The 15,477-nt window shown below is 66.7% G+C and carries 8 protein-coding genes; 1 reads left to right on the plus strand and 7 read right to left on the minus strand.

Annotated elements, in window-relative coordinates; all coding sequences use genetic code 11:
- Window positions 1-33 precede the first annotated feature (33 nt).
- The 7 genes from AC1RJ5_RS00450 to AC1RJ5_RS00480 form a co-directional block, all read right to left on the minus strand.
- Window positions 34-1,032 (minus strand): glycosylasparaginase, encoded by a 999-nt coding sequence (locus AC1RJ5_RS00450; protein WP_269575577.1) that lies wholly within the window; start codon window positions 1,030-1,032, stop codon window positions 34-36.
- Between the two features lie 271 nt (window positions 1,033-1,303).
- A complete protein-coding gene (locus AC1RJ5_RS00455) occupies window positions 1,304-3,226 on the minus strand; it encodes an alpha-L-fucosidase (protein WP_342250516.1) in 1,923 nt (640 codons plus the stop codon).
- A 14-nt stretch (window positions 3,227-3,240) separates the two neighbouring features.
- Entirely contained in the window at window positions 3,241-5,565 is a 2,325-nt protein-coding gene (locus AC1RJ5_RS00460; RefSeq protein ID WP_342250515.1) for a GH92 family glycosyl hydrolase, read from the minus strand.
- Window positions 5,562-6,986: a glycoside hydrolase family 125 protein gene (locus AC1RJ5_RS00465; protein WP_342250514.1), complete on the minus strand. Its 1,425-nt coding sequence runs from the start codon at window positions 6,984-6,986 to the stop codon at window positions 5,562-5,564. Before AC1RJ5_RS00465 ends, AC1RJ5_RS00460 begins: the two co-directional genes overlap by 4 nt.
- Window positions 6,986-9,559, minus strand: a complete 2,574-nt coding sequence (locus tag AC1RJ5_RS00470; RefSeq protein ID WP_493111097.1) for a glycoside hydrolase family 3 C-terminal domain-containing protein — start codon at window positions 9,557-9,559, stop codon at window positions 6,986-6,988. Before AC1RJ5_RS00470 ends, AC1RJ5_RS00465 begins: the two co-directional genes overlap by 1 nt.
- Window positions 9,560-12,145 carry a beta-mannosidase gene (locus AC1RJ5_RS00475; RefSeq protein WP_493111100.1) on the minus strand — a complete coding sequence of 862 codons (2,586 nt, stop codon included), beginning with the start codon at window positions 12,143-12,145 and terminating at the stop codon, window positions 9,560-9,562.
- Entirely contained in the window at window positions 12,142-14,466 is a 2,325-nt protein-coding gene (locus tag AC1RJ5_RS00480; RefSeq protein WP_493111101.1) for a beta-N-acetylhexosaminidase, read from the minus strand. Before AC1RJ5_RS00480 ends, AC1RJ5_RS00475 begins: the two co-directional genes overlap by 4 nt.
- Before the next feature lie 242 nt (window positions 14,467-14,708).
- On the opposite strand from AC1RJ5_RS00480, the gene AC1RJ5_RS00485 reads away from it, so the two are divergent.
- Entirely contained in the window at window positions 14,709-15,446 is a 738-nt protein-coding gene (locus AC1RJ5_RS00485) for a GntR family transcriptional regulator (RefSeq protein ID WP_269575570.1), read from the plus strand.
- The last annotated feature ends 31 nt before the right edge of the window (window positions 15,447-15,477 follow it).

Genomic DNA, 15,477 nt, shown 5'->3' on the forward strand with positions numbered 1-15,477 from the left:
ACATCCCCCTTGGAATCAGGAAATTGTTTCGGGTTATTTGGTGGCCGCAGGCTTTTTTAAGCTCTCAGCGGGCCGCACTTGGGTTCGTCCCTCAAGGTCGGTTACTGCGAAGGTGAAGCCGGGCTGCAGCGCGAACGCGCCGATCTCGCCGCGGTCGTTGATCGCCAGGAAGCCGACCTGGGCGTCGCGCACCGCGTCGCCGCGGAGCTTGGCAATATGGAGCACGGCTTCGCGGCACGCCGCCTGGGGCGACATGCCGGCGCGCATCGACGCGACCACGCGTGCCGAGCCGGCGATCCGGGTGACTTCCTCGCCGACCCCGGTCGCGGTCGCGGCGCCGACGCCGGCCTCCACGAACAGACCCGAGCCGCATTGCGGCGAATCGCCGACGCGGCCACGAAGCTTGAACGCCATGCCCGAGGTGGTGCAGGCACCAGCAAGGCGGCCATCGGGACCGCAGGCGACGATGCCGATCGTGTCGTGATCCAGCGCGGTACCGCGCATGTTCTCGCTATTGGCGATCGGCTTGTACTTCGCCGTCTTGAGCCATTCGCGCCACGCAGCCTCAGCCTCGGGGGTAAGCAGCTTGGTGCGCTCGAATCCCTCCGAAATGGCGAATTGCCGTGCGCCTTCGCCGACCAGGAAAGTGTGCGGCGTCTTTTCCATCACCCGGCGCGCGACCGAGATCGGATGCATGAAATCCTCTAGCGCCGCGACGGCGCCGACATTGCCGCGATCGTCCATCAGGATCGCATCGAGCGTCACGTGACCGTCGCGATCGGGATAGCCGCTATAGCCGACCGAATGATTCTCGGGATCAGCCTCGGGAACGCGGGCGCCGGCCTCGACCGCATCGAGCAGGCTGTTGGTCTTCTTCCACTGGGCAAAGGCAGCGGCATTGGCGGCCGCGCCAAAATCCCAGGTCGAAACGATGAGGGCGCGGTTACCAGGCTTGGCGACGACGGGCGCCGCCGCGGCGAGCGTAGCGCCGCCGATACCCAATGCCATTGCTCTCCGACGCGTAGTTTCCATCGATGCCAACCCTGAATGCGAGCGCTAACATGCGACCGCGAATGGTTCGGATCGTCACCAGGACGTCCTAGCCTTGTCGTATGGTTGTCATAGGTGGAATATCACTTCAATACCAAAATCGACTTTGGTGCTATCGATCCGATAAATAGCACATCGCCGTTGCAAAATTGCGTCACTCGCCATCGCGAGCCGCGGGAAATGACAGGCTAACCAGCTAATCCCGATGGGGATTTCCCTCCCGGGTGCATGGCCCGGGAGGGGATCGTTGCGCTCAGCGCGCGGGCAGGAATCCTCCGATTCCGGCGATTGCCAGCCGGCCGGCCGGAACAGCGGTCTCGACAAAGGTCAGGCGCAGATAGCGCGCGGTACGCGCACGGGCGAAATTGATGCGCTGAGTGGATAGCGCATAGGCGATGTTGGAGAACTCGCCGGATGCTGCCGGTTCCCAATTGGTACCATCGGCGCTGGTTTCCGCCACGTAACCGCGCGGCGGAGCAGCGCCGGTCATCACCTGGCGCGAAGGCGTGAGGCTGAAGCCGGCCAGGTCGGTCGATCCGCCGAGATCGACGGTGACGTATGCCGGAGCGCCGGGCCTGGGGCTCGACTGGACCCAGATCGTGCCGGCCTCATTGTCGAGCAACCGTTCGGCATTGGGCGCGCTGGCATCGACGACGCGCCACTTGGTCACATCGAGCACCGTCGGGTCGGTCGATACGATTGCGGACACCGGGACCGGCGTGACCGAGGCGAACAGCGCGAACTCGCTGATCGCCGGGCAGGCCGGTGCCTCGAGGATGCGCAGGCGCACGCGGCGCGGCGTGATAGGGGCAGGCAGGCGGATCACGCGCTGTGCCGAGATGCATTCATGCTCAGCCAGCGTCTTCCAGGTACCGTCGATCTCGGCATCGACCGCGAAGCGGGTCACGCGCACGCCGAGCGGGAGATACTCGCGCAGCCGGATCACGTCGAAGCGGGTGCCGGGCTTGAGGTCGAGCGTCAGGGTCGGCGTGGCCGCTTGGTCGGGCGTGGTCCAATAGGTCTCGCGATTGCCATCGAGTACGCGCGCGGGGGCGAAGCCCGGGCGGCTGGTGCTGGCATGCGCCACCGCGCCCTTGGCCAGATCCCTGGCGAAGGTCGCGCGGATCGCGTCGCCATAGGATTTGAGGATCTTGAAATCCTGGTCGGGAATGCGTCCGCGGCGATCAGGGGGGATGTTGAGGTTCAGATTGGTCCCACGACCCACCGACTCATCGTAGAGGCGGATCAGCCGTTCGGGGCTCTTCACCTTGGAGTCCTCGTCCGAATGGTAGAACCAGCCCGGGCGGATCGACACGTCGGTTTCCGCCGGCCACCAGATCGCGCCACCGCGCACGCCGGCATTGCCGTTCTTCTGGTCATAGGGCTCATTCGGCATGGTCGGCCAGCAGGGATCGCCGGCGACGCCGTCCTCATTGCCCACCCAGCGGATGTCCGCGCCGAGCGGATCGAAGGTGCAGGCGTTGGGCTGGAGCTTGTGGACCAAAGCGACGATCGACGGCCAGTCATAATAGCGCGGCGCATCGATCTTCCGGGCTTCGCGCGCGCCGCCATAATAACCGTCGCCGCCATTGGCGCCGTCGAACCATACTTCGAACAGGTCGCCATAGCGGGTGCACAGCTCGGTCAGCTGGGCGCGGTAATAGGTGACATAGGCCGGGCGGCCATATTCGGCATGGTTGCGGTCCCAGGGCGACAGATAGAGGCCGAAGGGCAACTTCGCGCGCTTGCAGGCGTCGGCCATCTCGCGGACGATATCGCCCTTGCCCTCCTTGTAGGGGCTGTTGCGGATGCAATGCTCGGTGAGCAAAGTCGGCCACAGGCAGAAGCCGTCATGATGCTTGGCGGTGAGGATCAGCCCCTCGAGCCCACCGGCCTTGACCGCGGCGACGATCTGATCGGCATCGAAGTCGCTGGGATTGAACAGCTTCGGGCTCTCGTCGCCAAAGCCCCATTCCTTGTCGGTGAAGGTGTTGATCGAGAAATGGACGAAGGCGTATTGCTCGCGCCCGTGCCAGCGCCACTGGCGCGGGCTCGGCGTCGCGCCGAAGGGCTTGGGGGTGTTGGCAGGCGCTGCGCTGGCCTGCGCGGGAACGGCAGGCAGCGCGCCGGCGGCAAGGCCGGTGGCGAGCAGGGTGCGCCGGGACAGTTCGGTCATCAATCTCTCCAGGATCAGGCGGGGCTGCGGCCGAAGGACGGCGGCCGGTCAGCGAGCGCGCGGCCAAAGGCGCGGTTGGGTTTGGCGGACATGGTGAAACGAAGCGTGCCGCCGGCGGCCAGGTCGTGGTGCGAGATCCAGCTCTTGCGCCACGGGCGGCCGTTCCAGGTCACCGCGGCAACATAGGGGGTGTCGGCGCGGTTGCCCGGCGCCTCGACCACCAGCTTGCGGCCCTTGCCCAGCTGCAGCTCGGCGCGCTCGAACAGCGGCGAGCCGAAGACATAGACGGCCTCGACCGGATCGACCGGATAGAAGCCGAGCGACGACAGCACGAACCACGCGCTCATCTGGCCGCAATCGTCATTGCCGATGATGCCGTCGGGATCGTTCTTGTACATCTCGGTGCACAGGCGGCGGATCATCGCCTGCGTCTTCCAGGGCGCGCCGACATAGCTGTAGAGATAGGCGGAGTGCTGGTCCGGCTCGTTGCCATGGGCGTATTGGCCGACCAGCCCCGAAATGTCGGGCGGTGCATTGTCGGGCAGGGTCGAGGGCGCGGTGAACAGCGCGTCGAGCTTTGCCTCATACGCCGCATCGCCGCCCATATGCGCGATCATGCCATAGATGTCGTGCTGGTTGAGGAAGGTCGCCTGCCAGCCATTCGCCTCGGTATAGTCGCGCCACCACGGCTTGGGCATGTGGCCGAGCTGGACGGGATCATAGTCCTTCCACCACTGGCCATTCTCGAAGCGGGGGCGGGCGAAGCCGATCTTGCCGTCGATGACGTTGCGCCAGTTGCCCGAGCGCTTGTGCAGCCGCTCGGCATCGTCCGCCGCGCCGGCAACGCGCGCGAGGTGCGACGAGGCCCAGTCGTCATAGGCATATTCCTGGGTCCGGCTGACGCTCTCGAACACCTTGTCCGCCGGGACATAGCCGAGCTTGTCGTACAGGTCGCGGCCAAGGCTGTTGTCCTTGTCCGGCGCGGTGAAGTCGAAGCTGCGCTTGCGGATCGCCGGCCAGGCGGCGGCATAGTCGGCGGGAATGCCCTTGGCATGTGCCTCGGCGAGCGGGACGACGCCGTGCCAGCCGATCATTGTTCCGGTTTCCTTGCCCTGCAGCGGCCAGACCAGCGGGCCGAAGCGCGACTGGGCGGTCTGGCGGATCATGTCGTCGATCAGCAGTTTGGTCTGCTCGGGCGCGACCAAAGTGAGCAGTGGGTGCAGCGCGCGATAAGTGTCCCACAGCGAATAGGTGCTGAACGCCGCGCCGCCGGCGGGCACGGTCTGCGTCTTGCCGTCCATGCCGGGATAGCGGCCATCGACGTCCGACACGAGCGTAGGTGCGAGCTGGGCATGGTAGAGCGCGGAGGAGAGGATCGTGCGCTGGTCCGGCGTGCCGCCCTCGACTTTCACGCTGCCGAGCGACTTGCTCCACAGCGTGGCGGCATCGCGGCGGACCCGGTCGAAGTCCCAATGCTTCGCCTCGGCGGCGAGATTGGCGCGGGCGCCATCGGCATCGACGGCGGAAATGCCGCAGCGGATGACAAGCGGCGCGCTGCCGGCATCGTCAAACTGGAGCACGGCCTTGAGCCGCTTGCCCGCAACGCGGGTCGCGCCTGCCGGCTGGGTAGCGTCATCGTCGCCGATGAAGGTGATGCGATCGGGCTTCCGCGACAGTTGCATCGCGAAGAAGATCCGCCGCCCCTTGGCCCAGCGGAACACGCGGCGCGTGCCGCTGAGCGTGCCGTCCGCGGCAAGTTCGAGCAGCGCTTCGTCAACGAGCGGCGGCGAGTCCGACTTGTCGAGGATCAGGTGCGACAGGTCGATCAGCACATGGCCCTTGCCCGCCGGGAACCGATAGCGGTGCCAGCCGGTGCGCTCGGTAACGGTCAGCTCGGCCTGGACGCCGGTTTCCAGCGCGACCCGGTAATAGCCCGGCTCGGCATGCTCGGCCGAGAAGCGCTGACGATAGCCGGCATCGGGGTTCTCGATCGTGCCGGGCTGGAGTTGCACCGGACCTGCCGACGGCACCACCAGCACGTCGAGCATGTCGCCGATGCCGGTGCCGGAAAGGTGGGTGTGCGAGAAGCCGAGGATCGAGGTGTCGGTCTTGTAATAGCCCGAGCAGGTTTCCCAGCGCTCGACGCCGGTGTCCGGGCTCAACTGGACCATGCCAAAGGGCAGGGTGGCACCGGGATAGGTATGGCCGGTGCCACCGGTGCCGATGAACAGGTTGGGCTTGACCGGCACGGCCGGCAGGCGGGCATGTGCCGGAAGCGCGGCAGTGGCGGCAAGACCGAGGCCGGTGGAAGCGAGGAGTTGACGACGCGTAGGGTTCACAGCGTTTCTGCCAGCAATTGAGGACGGGTATCGGCGAGGTGGACGATGAGTTCGCCGAACAGGCCATTGGCCCAGGCGAACCACTCGCGGGTGAATTTCGAGGGATCGTCCTGGTCGACTGCCTCATGGATGAAGCCGGTGCCGCCATCGCTGTCGCGGATCATGCGCAGGCACTGGCGGATCGTCGCGTCGTCCGACGAGGTCAGCGCACGCATCACCAGCGACATCGGCCAGACCTGGCCGAGGCCGACATGCGGCCCACCGATGCCTTCGACGACCTTGCCGCGCGACCAATAGGGGTTGTTGTCGCTCCACGCCGCAGCCGCGGTGCGCTGGAACAGCGGATCGTCCGCCTTCAGGCAGCCGAGATAGGCGAGCGCCGAGAGCGACGGCACATTGGCGTCGTCCATGAACAGCGTGTTGCCGAAGCCATCGACTTCGAACGGGATCACTTCGCTGCCATCGGGCAGGCGCATCCGGGCATATTTGCGCAGCGCCGCATCGACTTCGTCGGCCAGTGCGACGGCGTCGTTGGCCAGGGCTGCATCCCCGCGTGCGGCATTGGCGACCACGGCGAGCTCGCGCAGTGCTGTGACCGCGAAATAGTTGGACGGGATCAGGAACGGATAGACACAGGCATCGTCCGAGGGACGGAAACCCGAATGGATCATTCCCACCGGTTTGGTCGGCGCGCCATAGCCATCGAGCATCAGGCTTTCTGTCGGGATCGGGCTCTTGCGCTGGAAGCGGTAGGGCCCCTTGCCGTCTTTGCGCTGCTGCTCGCGGAAAGTCGCGACGCTCAGGCGCGCCGCTTCGGCCCAGCGAGCATCGAACGGCGTCTTGTCGCCGGTCGCCTGCCAGTATCCGTGCGCGAGGCGCATCGGATAGCAGAGCGAGTCGATCTCCCACTTCCGTTCGGCCACGCCGGGCTTGAGCGGGAAGCGATCGTCGAGCGACCAGCTCAGATTGGTCATCGCCGCGGGATCTTCCATATACGCATTGGCATAGGGATCGATCAGGATCGAGCGCGACTGGCGGGCGATCAGGCCGTGATAGAGCCGGCGCAGATCCGCATCCTGCTTGGCGAGATGCAGATAGGGCTTCACCTGGGCGGAGCTGTCGCGCAGCCACAGCGCGTTGATGTCGCCGGTGCGCACGAACGCATCGGGTGCGCCGTCGATCGTGCGCATCGCCACGGTGGTATCGAGCGTGTTCGGATAGCAATTGCCGAACATCCAGCGCAGCTTGGTGTCGCCGATCTTCTTCGAGACGCGAACGATCTCGCGCTCGACCGACTTGCTGACGAATTTACGCTCGGTCGGGGCAGGGCGCTTGCTGGTGAAGCCGGTCGCCTTCTGGGCGAAGGCAGGCGTGGTGGTGAGGGCGAGCCCGGCACCGATCACGGTACGGCGGTCCATCATCACTTGGGCAGCTCCTGTGCTTCGCCGGTCAGGGTGAAGTCGGTCCATTGCCCCGGCGCAGTCCCCGGCTGGCCACCGCCGACCCACAGGCGATAGGCGCCCGGAACCACCTGGCGCGTGCCGTCGCGCGACACAGAGCTGATGCTGCGCGGGTCTAGGCTGAAGCGCAGCGTTCCCGCTTTGCCCGGCTTGAGCGACACGCGCTGGAAACCGACCAGCTCGCGCTGGAGCACCGGCGTGGTCATGCCGTTGCCGCGCGCCTTGCTCGCCGGCGGCACCAGATAGGCCTGGACCACTTCTTCGCCCGGCCGCGCGCCGCTGTTGCGCACGCGCACGGTGACTTCGACCGGGGCTGCGGTGCTGCCCGCCTTGGCGGTCAGCTGGTCATAGGCGAAGCTGGTGTAGCTCAGCCCGTGGCCGAAGCCCCAGAGCGGCGTGCCGGTGAAGAAGCGATAGGTGCGCTCCTTCATGCCGTAATCGATGAACGCCGGCAGGTCGGATGCCGATTTGTAGAAGGTCACCGGCAGGCGGCCCGACGGGTTGTTGAGCCCGGAAAGCGTCTCGGCGATCGCGGTTCCGCCGCTCTCGCCCGGATACCAGGCGGCGAGTATCGCATCAGCGAGCGACGGGTCGATCGAGACCGCGCTGCCGCTGGTCAGCACCACCACCACCGGCTTGCCGGTGTCGCGCAGCGCCTGGAGCAGGCGCTGCTGGGCGAAGGGCAGGGTGATCTCGGTACGGTCACCGCCGACGAAGCCGGGCACGGTTACCTGCAGCGCTTCGCCTTCCAGATCGGGCGACAGGCCGAGCACTGCGACGACGACGTCGGAGTCCTTCGCGGCGGTCACCGCCTGCGCGAGCAGCGGCTCGGCGGGCGGGAGCCACATCAGGCGCAGGCCCTCATCCTCGCCGGCATGGTCGATCTCCATGCGGAACGCATGGCGCTTGCCGTCGCTGGTGAATGGCAGTTCCACCCGACCCTTGCCGAGCAGGCCCTCGTGCAGCGGCTTGCCGTCGATCCACAGCCGCACGCTGTCATGCGTCTTGCAGTCCTTCCAGCACGCCGGGATGTCGATCGCCAGCGTGTAGCGGCCCGGGCCCGGCGGCACGATCTCGCCCGACCAGCGGACCGCGAAGCCCTTGGGATCGAGCTGCGGCAGCGGGGCGACGCGGGTGTAATTGAAGTCGATCCGGCGATCCTGGCGCGTGGCGACGGGGGTGCCGCTCACCGTCGGGCTGGCGAAATACTCGGCCTTGAGCCCGGGCTTGCCATCGGCGGCGAACGCCGTCTCCGGCATCACGACGGGCGCGCCGTCGGCGAGCACCGAGCCCTGGGCGTAGACGACATTGGCCGCGCCGAACTGGCGGCGGATGCCGTCGAGCGGCGTCACCGGGTTCTGCGCGGTGCCGTGATAATTGCCTTCGAGCACGCCGAGATCATCGGCATCGGCGCCGATCACCGCGATGCGGCTGCCGGGCTTGAGCGGCAGGCGATCGGCATCGTTCTTGAGCAGCACGATCGCCTTGCGCGCGGCATCCAACGCCAGCGCGCGGTGGGCGGGCGTGCCGACTTCGCTCGGCTTGATCCGGCTCCACGGGCTGGTCGCGCCGAAGATCGTGCCCAGCGCCTGGCGTGCCGAAAGCGAGCGGGTGAGCGCGGTGTCGATCTCGGCTTCGGTCACCAGACCGCGCTTCACCGCCTGGGGCAGCGCGGCATAGGTGGTACCGCAATTGAAGTCGTTGCCGCCCTTGATCGCCGCGGCCGAAGCTGCCGCTGCGTCGAGCTTGTAATGGTGGAACATGTGGATGTTGGCGACGGCGTCGCAGTCCGAGACGGTGAAGCCGTTGAAGCCCCAGTCCTTGCGCAGCCGCGTGTTCATCAGGTCGGACAGGGCGCAGGCCGGGGTGCCGTGGATAGAGTTGTACGCGCACATCAGCGAGCGTGCCTTGCCCTCGGTTACCGCAAGGCGGAAGGCGGGGAGATAGGTCGATTCCAGGTCCTGCGGGCTCGGGTCGACATCGAACCCGTCGCGCCCCGCTTCCGGTCCGCTATGCACCGCGAAGTGCTTCGGGGTGGCGATCACCTTGGGATATTGGGGGTCCGGACCCTGCAGACCCTGGATGAAGGCGACGCCGAGATGGCCGGTGAGATACGGGTCCTCGCCATAGGTTTCCTGGCCACGGCCCCAGCGCGGATCGCGGAAGATGTTGATGTTGGGCGACCAGATCGTCAGCCCTTCATAGATGCGCCGGTTGGCGCCCAGCGGCTTGGCGTTGAACTTGGCGCGGGCTTCGGTGGCGACGACATCGCCGACCTGGTTCATCAGGTTCACGTCCCAGGTCGCGGCAAGGCCGATCGCCTGGGGGAAGACAGTGGCATAGCCGTTGCGGGCGAGGCCGTGCAGGCCCTCGTTCCACCAGTCATAGGCTGGCAGGTCCGCCTCGGCATCGGCCGGCGCAGTGCTCTGGAGCTGGGCGGCCTTTTCCTCGATCGTCATCGTCGCGATCGCACGGGCGAGCGCATCGGCATCCGGATCGGGCTCGGCAGCGGCTAGAAGCAGGAACGGAATCATTTACTTGGTCCCCAGGGTACGCAGGGTGAGGGCGCTTTGCAGCGCTTCGGCAGAGGCATCCGATCGCACTTCGATCGTGATGCTCTCGCCGGGCAGCAGGTCGAAGCCGTCGTCGCTCGGGTGCGCGGCGACGGTGCCGAAATCGAGCATGACGGCGCGGGCGAGTGCGCCGGCGGTGATCGTCACCCGCTTGCCGTCCCAGCGGGTGCTGAGGCCGGGGGCGGGATAGGCCATGTCCTTGGGCAAGGCGCGCTCGACGATCGTGCGCGAGACTTGGCGGCCGCCGATCAGCAACTCGGCGACGGCATAGCTCGCCTCCGGCGCGGCACCGGCGAACAGGTCCGCATCTGCGATGCTGGCGGCTTCCTGCGCGCCGAGCGGGGTGAGCGAAACCTTGTCGCCGCGCTCGCCCAGCGGCTTGCCCGACATGTCGAAGGCACGGATCCGCCATTCGGCGGCGATCGGGGTGGTCGCATCCGAAACCAGCGCGACGCGGGTGGCGCCGTCCTTGTGCTCGGTCACGATCGCCTGGGGCGCGAAGAAGCGCTTGGCGGCGTACTGGAGCAGCTTCCACTGGCCGTCATAGCTGATGCTCGCCCAGGAAATGGCGGGCCAGGTGTCGTTGAGTTGCCAGTATAGCGATCCCAGCGTCACCGGGCGGCAGGCGCGGTGGTGGCGCGCGGCCATGTCGATCGCCTGCATCTGGTTGACCTGGGTGAGGTACACCGTATCGGCAAAGTCCTTCGCCGGGCGCAGCCGCTGGTCGAGATAGAGTTGGAGCCGGGCATTGCCTTCGCCCGAGAGGAAGCGCTGGTGCGCCTTGAGCACCGGGCTTTCCAGCGTGAACGGTCCGTCGCCCGCGAAGTCGCGGATCGTCGACAGGCCCGGCATGCTCTGGAAGCCATATTCGGACATGAAGCGCGGGCAGCTGTCGAGATAGCGCTCGACCGGCTTGGAGCCCGACCAGACGTCCCAGAAATGGCGGTCGCCATCCTTGTCGGTGTCCGTCGGCGCCTCATAATCGGTGGCCGGCGAGTTGTTCCAATAGGGCGTGCCGGGCGCGCGGGTGATCACCGCGTCGCGCAGCACGCGATCGAACAGTACGGCCATGCCGACGCCGATCCGCTCCTGCTCGTCGGCGCCGACGCGCTTCTTGAACGCCTTGCGATCGGACCAGTTCTCCCAGCCGGCCAGGATCTCGTTGCCGCCCGACCAGGCGATCACCGAAGGATGCGGCTGGAGCCGCTCGACCTGCTCCTCGGCCTCGACGCGGACATTGTCGCGGAACTCGGCATCCGGGGGCGTGACCGAGCCGCCGAACATGAAGTCCTGCCAGATCATCAGACCGAGCTCGTCAGCGATCTCGTAGAAGGCGTCTTCGAGATAATAGCCGCCGCCCCAGACGCGGATCATGTTCATGTTCGTGTCGCGCGCGCTCTGCAGCACCTGCTGCATCTGGGCGCGCGGCACGCGGCTGGGGAACATGTCGAACGGGATCAGGTTCGCGCCCTTGGCGAAGATCGGAATGCCGTTGACCTTGAAGCCGAAGCTGCCGTCCTTGCGGATCAGCTCGACGGTGCGCAGCCCGGTCTTGTGGCTGACGCTGTCCGCCTTGCCGTCACGATCGGAGAGCTGGCCCGACACATCGTACATCGTCTGCGCGCCATAGCCGACCGGCCACCAGCGGCGCGGCGAGGCGATGGTGAGCGGCACGCTGACTTCGTTGATGCCGGGCGCCACGGTGACGCTGCGCGACACCGTCTGCTTCTTGCCGTCGGGGCCGGTGAGGGTGGTGCGCAGGGTCAGCTTGGTGCTGGCGCCGGCGACGATCCGGTAGCGGGCGACCAGCCGGGCCTCGGCATCGTTCAGCGCTTCCTGATCGACGCGCATATTGTCGATCCGGGCATTGTCCCATGTCTCGATCCGTGCGGGGCGCCAGATGCCGATATTGACCAGGCGGGGACCCCAGTCCCAGCTGTAATGGTATTTGGGCTTGCGGATGTACGGCGAGGTCTGCTTGCCCTTGGGCTCGTCGCCGAACTCGGAATCATATTCGCCGGGCAGCGTATTGGCCTGGGCGAGCACCATCGGCTGGAGCGTGCGGATCGGCGAGGCGATCGCGATCACCAGCTCGTTGCGACCGAGCTTGAGCGCCGACTTCGCATCGATCCGCCAGCGGCGATGCGCATTGGCGGTGGTGAGCAGCTTCTGGCCGTTGAGCGACACGGTGGCGAAGGTATCGAGCCCGTCGAACACTAGGTCGATATGATCGCGCTTGAGCATTTCCGGGGTGACCTCGATCACCTTGCGGAACTGCCAGTTGGTGAGGCCCGCCCATTGGATCGGTGCCTGGTTGATCCCCTTGAACGGATCGGGCGCGCGACCCGAGGCGATCAGATCCTGCTGGACGCTGCCGGGCACCTTCGCGGCGAACCAGCTCGCTTCCCGGGGATGGGTCTTCGCGGCTTCGGCATCGGCGGGATCGATGCGCACTTCCCAGGCGCCGTCGAGCGACACCGTATCGCGTGGGCCGGCCCAGGCAGCGGTGCTGGCGAGGAGCAGCGGCAGGAGCAGTGCGCGCTTCACTTGGCGGCTCCCTCGGTCAGCACGACCTTCTCGACGGTATAGAAGGGGGCGGATGCCGGCGAAGTGAACTGGAAGCAAAGGTCGTCCTCTCCCTGCATCTCGGGAAACGTGCCCGAGAAGCTGAACTGGGTGGGCGCCGTCGCGGGATCGGGCAGCGCGAAGCTGCCGATCACGATCGGCTTGATGCTCTTGTCGGTGGCAGCAGCGGTGCAGCGCGCGGTGATCACCAGCTCGCCATGCATCGTTGCCGGATAGGGATCGCGACGCTTGCCGGTGTCGTGCGCCAGGCCCCAGTGCCGCGCCAGCCGCGCCACGCTGACGGTGAAGCCCCGGGCGATGTCGAGCGGCGCTGCCGGATAGGCAGTGCAGGTGTTGAACAGGTCGACATTGTAGACCGGCGTATTGGCAGTCGCGTCCGGCGTGAGCGGCACGCGAAGATAGAGCGAGCCCCCCGGACATGCGGTCATCTCGGAGGTGGTGCGCGTCAGCAGCGCGGTGCGGCTGGTGTCGAAGGCGCGGGACGCGGCGGTGGCATTGCCGCTCTTGTCGAACGCGGCGGCGCGGATCGTGAGGCCCGGCTTGAGCGTCAGCGGCGCCTTGTAGGCCGGCGACTTGGCGGTGGGTTCGCGCCCGTCGAGCGTGTAACGGATCGTGCCGTACGGCGCCTGGGTGGCCAGTGCGACAGTCGCCTTGTTCGCACGCAGCGCATCGCCACGGCTACCCTGGAGCTGGTAGCCGACCGCGAAGGCGCCGTCAGCCACTTCCATCCCCGAGCGGCGCCAGCGGGCGATCTGCGGCTGGACGCGATCGAGGAAGCCGGTGAAATCGCGGCGATCCTTGGCCGACCAGGTCATCTCGGCAATCGCCGCGGCGCGTGGGAAATAGGCGTGCTGCACCTGTTGCGGGGTGATCAGATACTCACTCCAGGCATTGCCCTGCGCGCCGAGCACATGCTTGGCCTTCTCTGCGTCGATCCCGGCCGGAACCGGCTCGTAGCGATAGATCTTCTCGAGCGACTGCACCGCGAGCCGGCCATTCAACTCGTCGGGAAGGTTGCTCTGCAGCTGGTCGAGATAGAGCAGGGGGGCCGGGCTCAGCACCACATCATGCCCCTGGTTGGCGGCTTCCACCGCGCCCTTCTCGCCGCGCCACGACATGACCGATGCCGAGGCGGGCAGGCCGCCCTCCAGGATCTCGTCCCAGCCGATCAGGCGGCGGCCCTTGCCGGCGAGATAGGTGCCGAACTGCTCGATCATCCAGCTCTGCAACTGGTTCTCGGTCTTGAGGCCGAGCGCCTTGATCTGCGCCTGCACCTTGGGCGAGCGCTCCCACTGGTCTTTGATCGCCTCGTCGCCGCCCAGATGGATATAGGTGCTCGGGAAGACCTCGATCAGCTCGTCGATCACGTCCTTGATGAACGCGATGCCTTCGGGCGCCGGGTTGAACAGATAGGGCATCACGCCCCAGTCGTGCCCGACGCCGGGCGCGTCGGCGAAGACGCTGAATTCGGGATAGGCGGCCGCGAGCGCCTGGGCATGGCCGGGCAGGTCGATCTCGGGGACGATCGTCACGCCACGTTCGGCGGCATAGGCGACCAGCGCCTTGAGCTGCTCCTGCGTGTAGAAGCCGCCATGCTTCGAGCCGACCGGACCGCCGCTCGACGGCGGCGTGCGCCAGCCGCCGATTTCGGTGAGCTTCGGGTAGCGCTTGACCTCGAAGCGCCAGCCCTGGTCGTCGGTAAGGTGCAGGTGCAGCGTGTTGAGCTTCACCGACGCCATCTGGTCGACGACCTTGTATACTTCCTCGATCGGCTGGAAATGGCGTGCGACGTCCATCAGCAGCCCACGCCAGCGGAAGCGCGGCGCATCCTCGATGGTCGCGCTGCGAACCAGGACGGACTTGCCGAAGGCGCGATCGGGGCTGAGCAACTGGGAAAGCGTCATCGCGCCATAAAGCAGGCCGCGATCGCCGGAGGCTGCGATGCGGATGCTCCTGGCGTCGACGGTGAGGCGATAGGCTTCCTCACCCGCCACGGCGTCGTCGCGGACCAGCTGGATCGCGGCGGTGTTCGGCTGCGGTGCGAGCGTGATGCCGCGTTCGATCTTCACATGCGCCGCGAGAAGCTTCGCGGCGGCCGCGGCGCCGGCATCCCCTTCCGGAAATCCGATCGCGGCGCCGTCGCGCACCGTGTATCCGCCGGTGCCGAGCGTGACCGACGCGGGGAGGGGCGTGATCGGCAGTTCCTGCGCAAACGATGCCGGGCTCGCCAGCAGCGCTGCCCAGGCCAGATGTCGTGCTCGCCGAACTCCAGATTTGCCCATGCATTCCTCCCGCTCATGACATTGGCTGAGGGGGGCGGTGTAACCAATATAAGTCCTGTGGCACAATAGGGTCTTGTCGCAGCTTCCCCATGCAAGGGCATTGCGCTCGCAGACAAGCGCGCGAAATATTGATATTGTAAGGGTTACCAATATAAATCCACAGCATGCCGTTGCCGAGGCAGGGCTGGTGCGTTAGCTTCATGGCTAACGGAGTGCGCAGGGGGCACGCCCGGGGAGGATTGATGGGATTTTCGGAACAGTTAGGGCGTTTTCGCGAGGACAACCCGTCCCCGCTCTACCTCCAGCTGCAGCAGCTCATTCGCGAAGGCATCGGATCGAACGTGCTCAGCCAGGGGGACGCGATCCCGCCTGAGCGGGATCTTGCCACCGAATATGACGTGTCGCGCATCACCGTGCGCAAGGCAATCGGCGGGCTGGTCGAGGAAGGGCTGCTCACCCGGCGTCGGGGCGCCGGCACTTTCGTTGCCGGGCGCGTCGAGAAGAGCTTCTCCAAGCTTTCGTCCTTTACCGAGGATATGGCGGCGCGCGGGCGCAAGGCCAGCAGCAGCTGGGTTTCGCGCGCGCCGGGTCAGGTAAATCCGGAAGAAGCGATGATGCTGGGGCTGTCTCCGGGCGCGCCGGTGCTGCGTTTCGCGCGCATCCGCTATGCCGATGACGAGCCGATGGCGCTCGAATTCTCGACGATCGCCGGCTATTGCCTGCCGTCCGTCGATGCCGTTGAGGACTCGCTCTACAGCGCGCTGGACAAGGTGGGTAACCGCCCGGTGCGCGCGCTCCAGCGGCTGCGCGCGGTGCCGTTCGGGGCCGAGCATGCCAAGATGCTGGGCGTCGATGCGGGCCATGCCGGCCTGCTTATCGAGCGCCGCGCCTTCCTGCGAGACGGTCGTCCGGCCGAGGTCACTCGCTCCTATTATCGTGGCGACGCCTATGACTTCGTGGCTGAGCTGAGCGACATCTAGCCCTTCTTTCCTTGCCATTCGGGTCGCGCGG

Source organism: Sphingomonas sp. GW822-FHT03G08 (assembly GCF_058801135.1).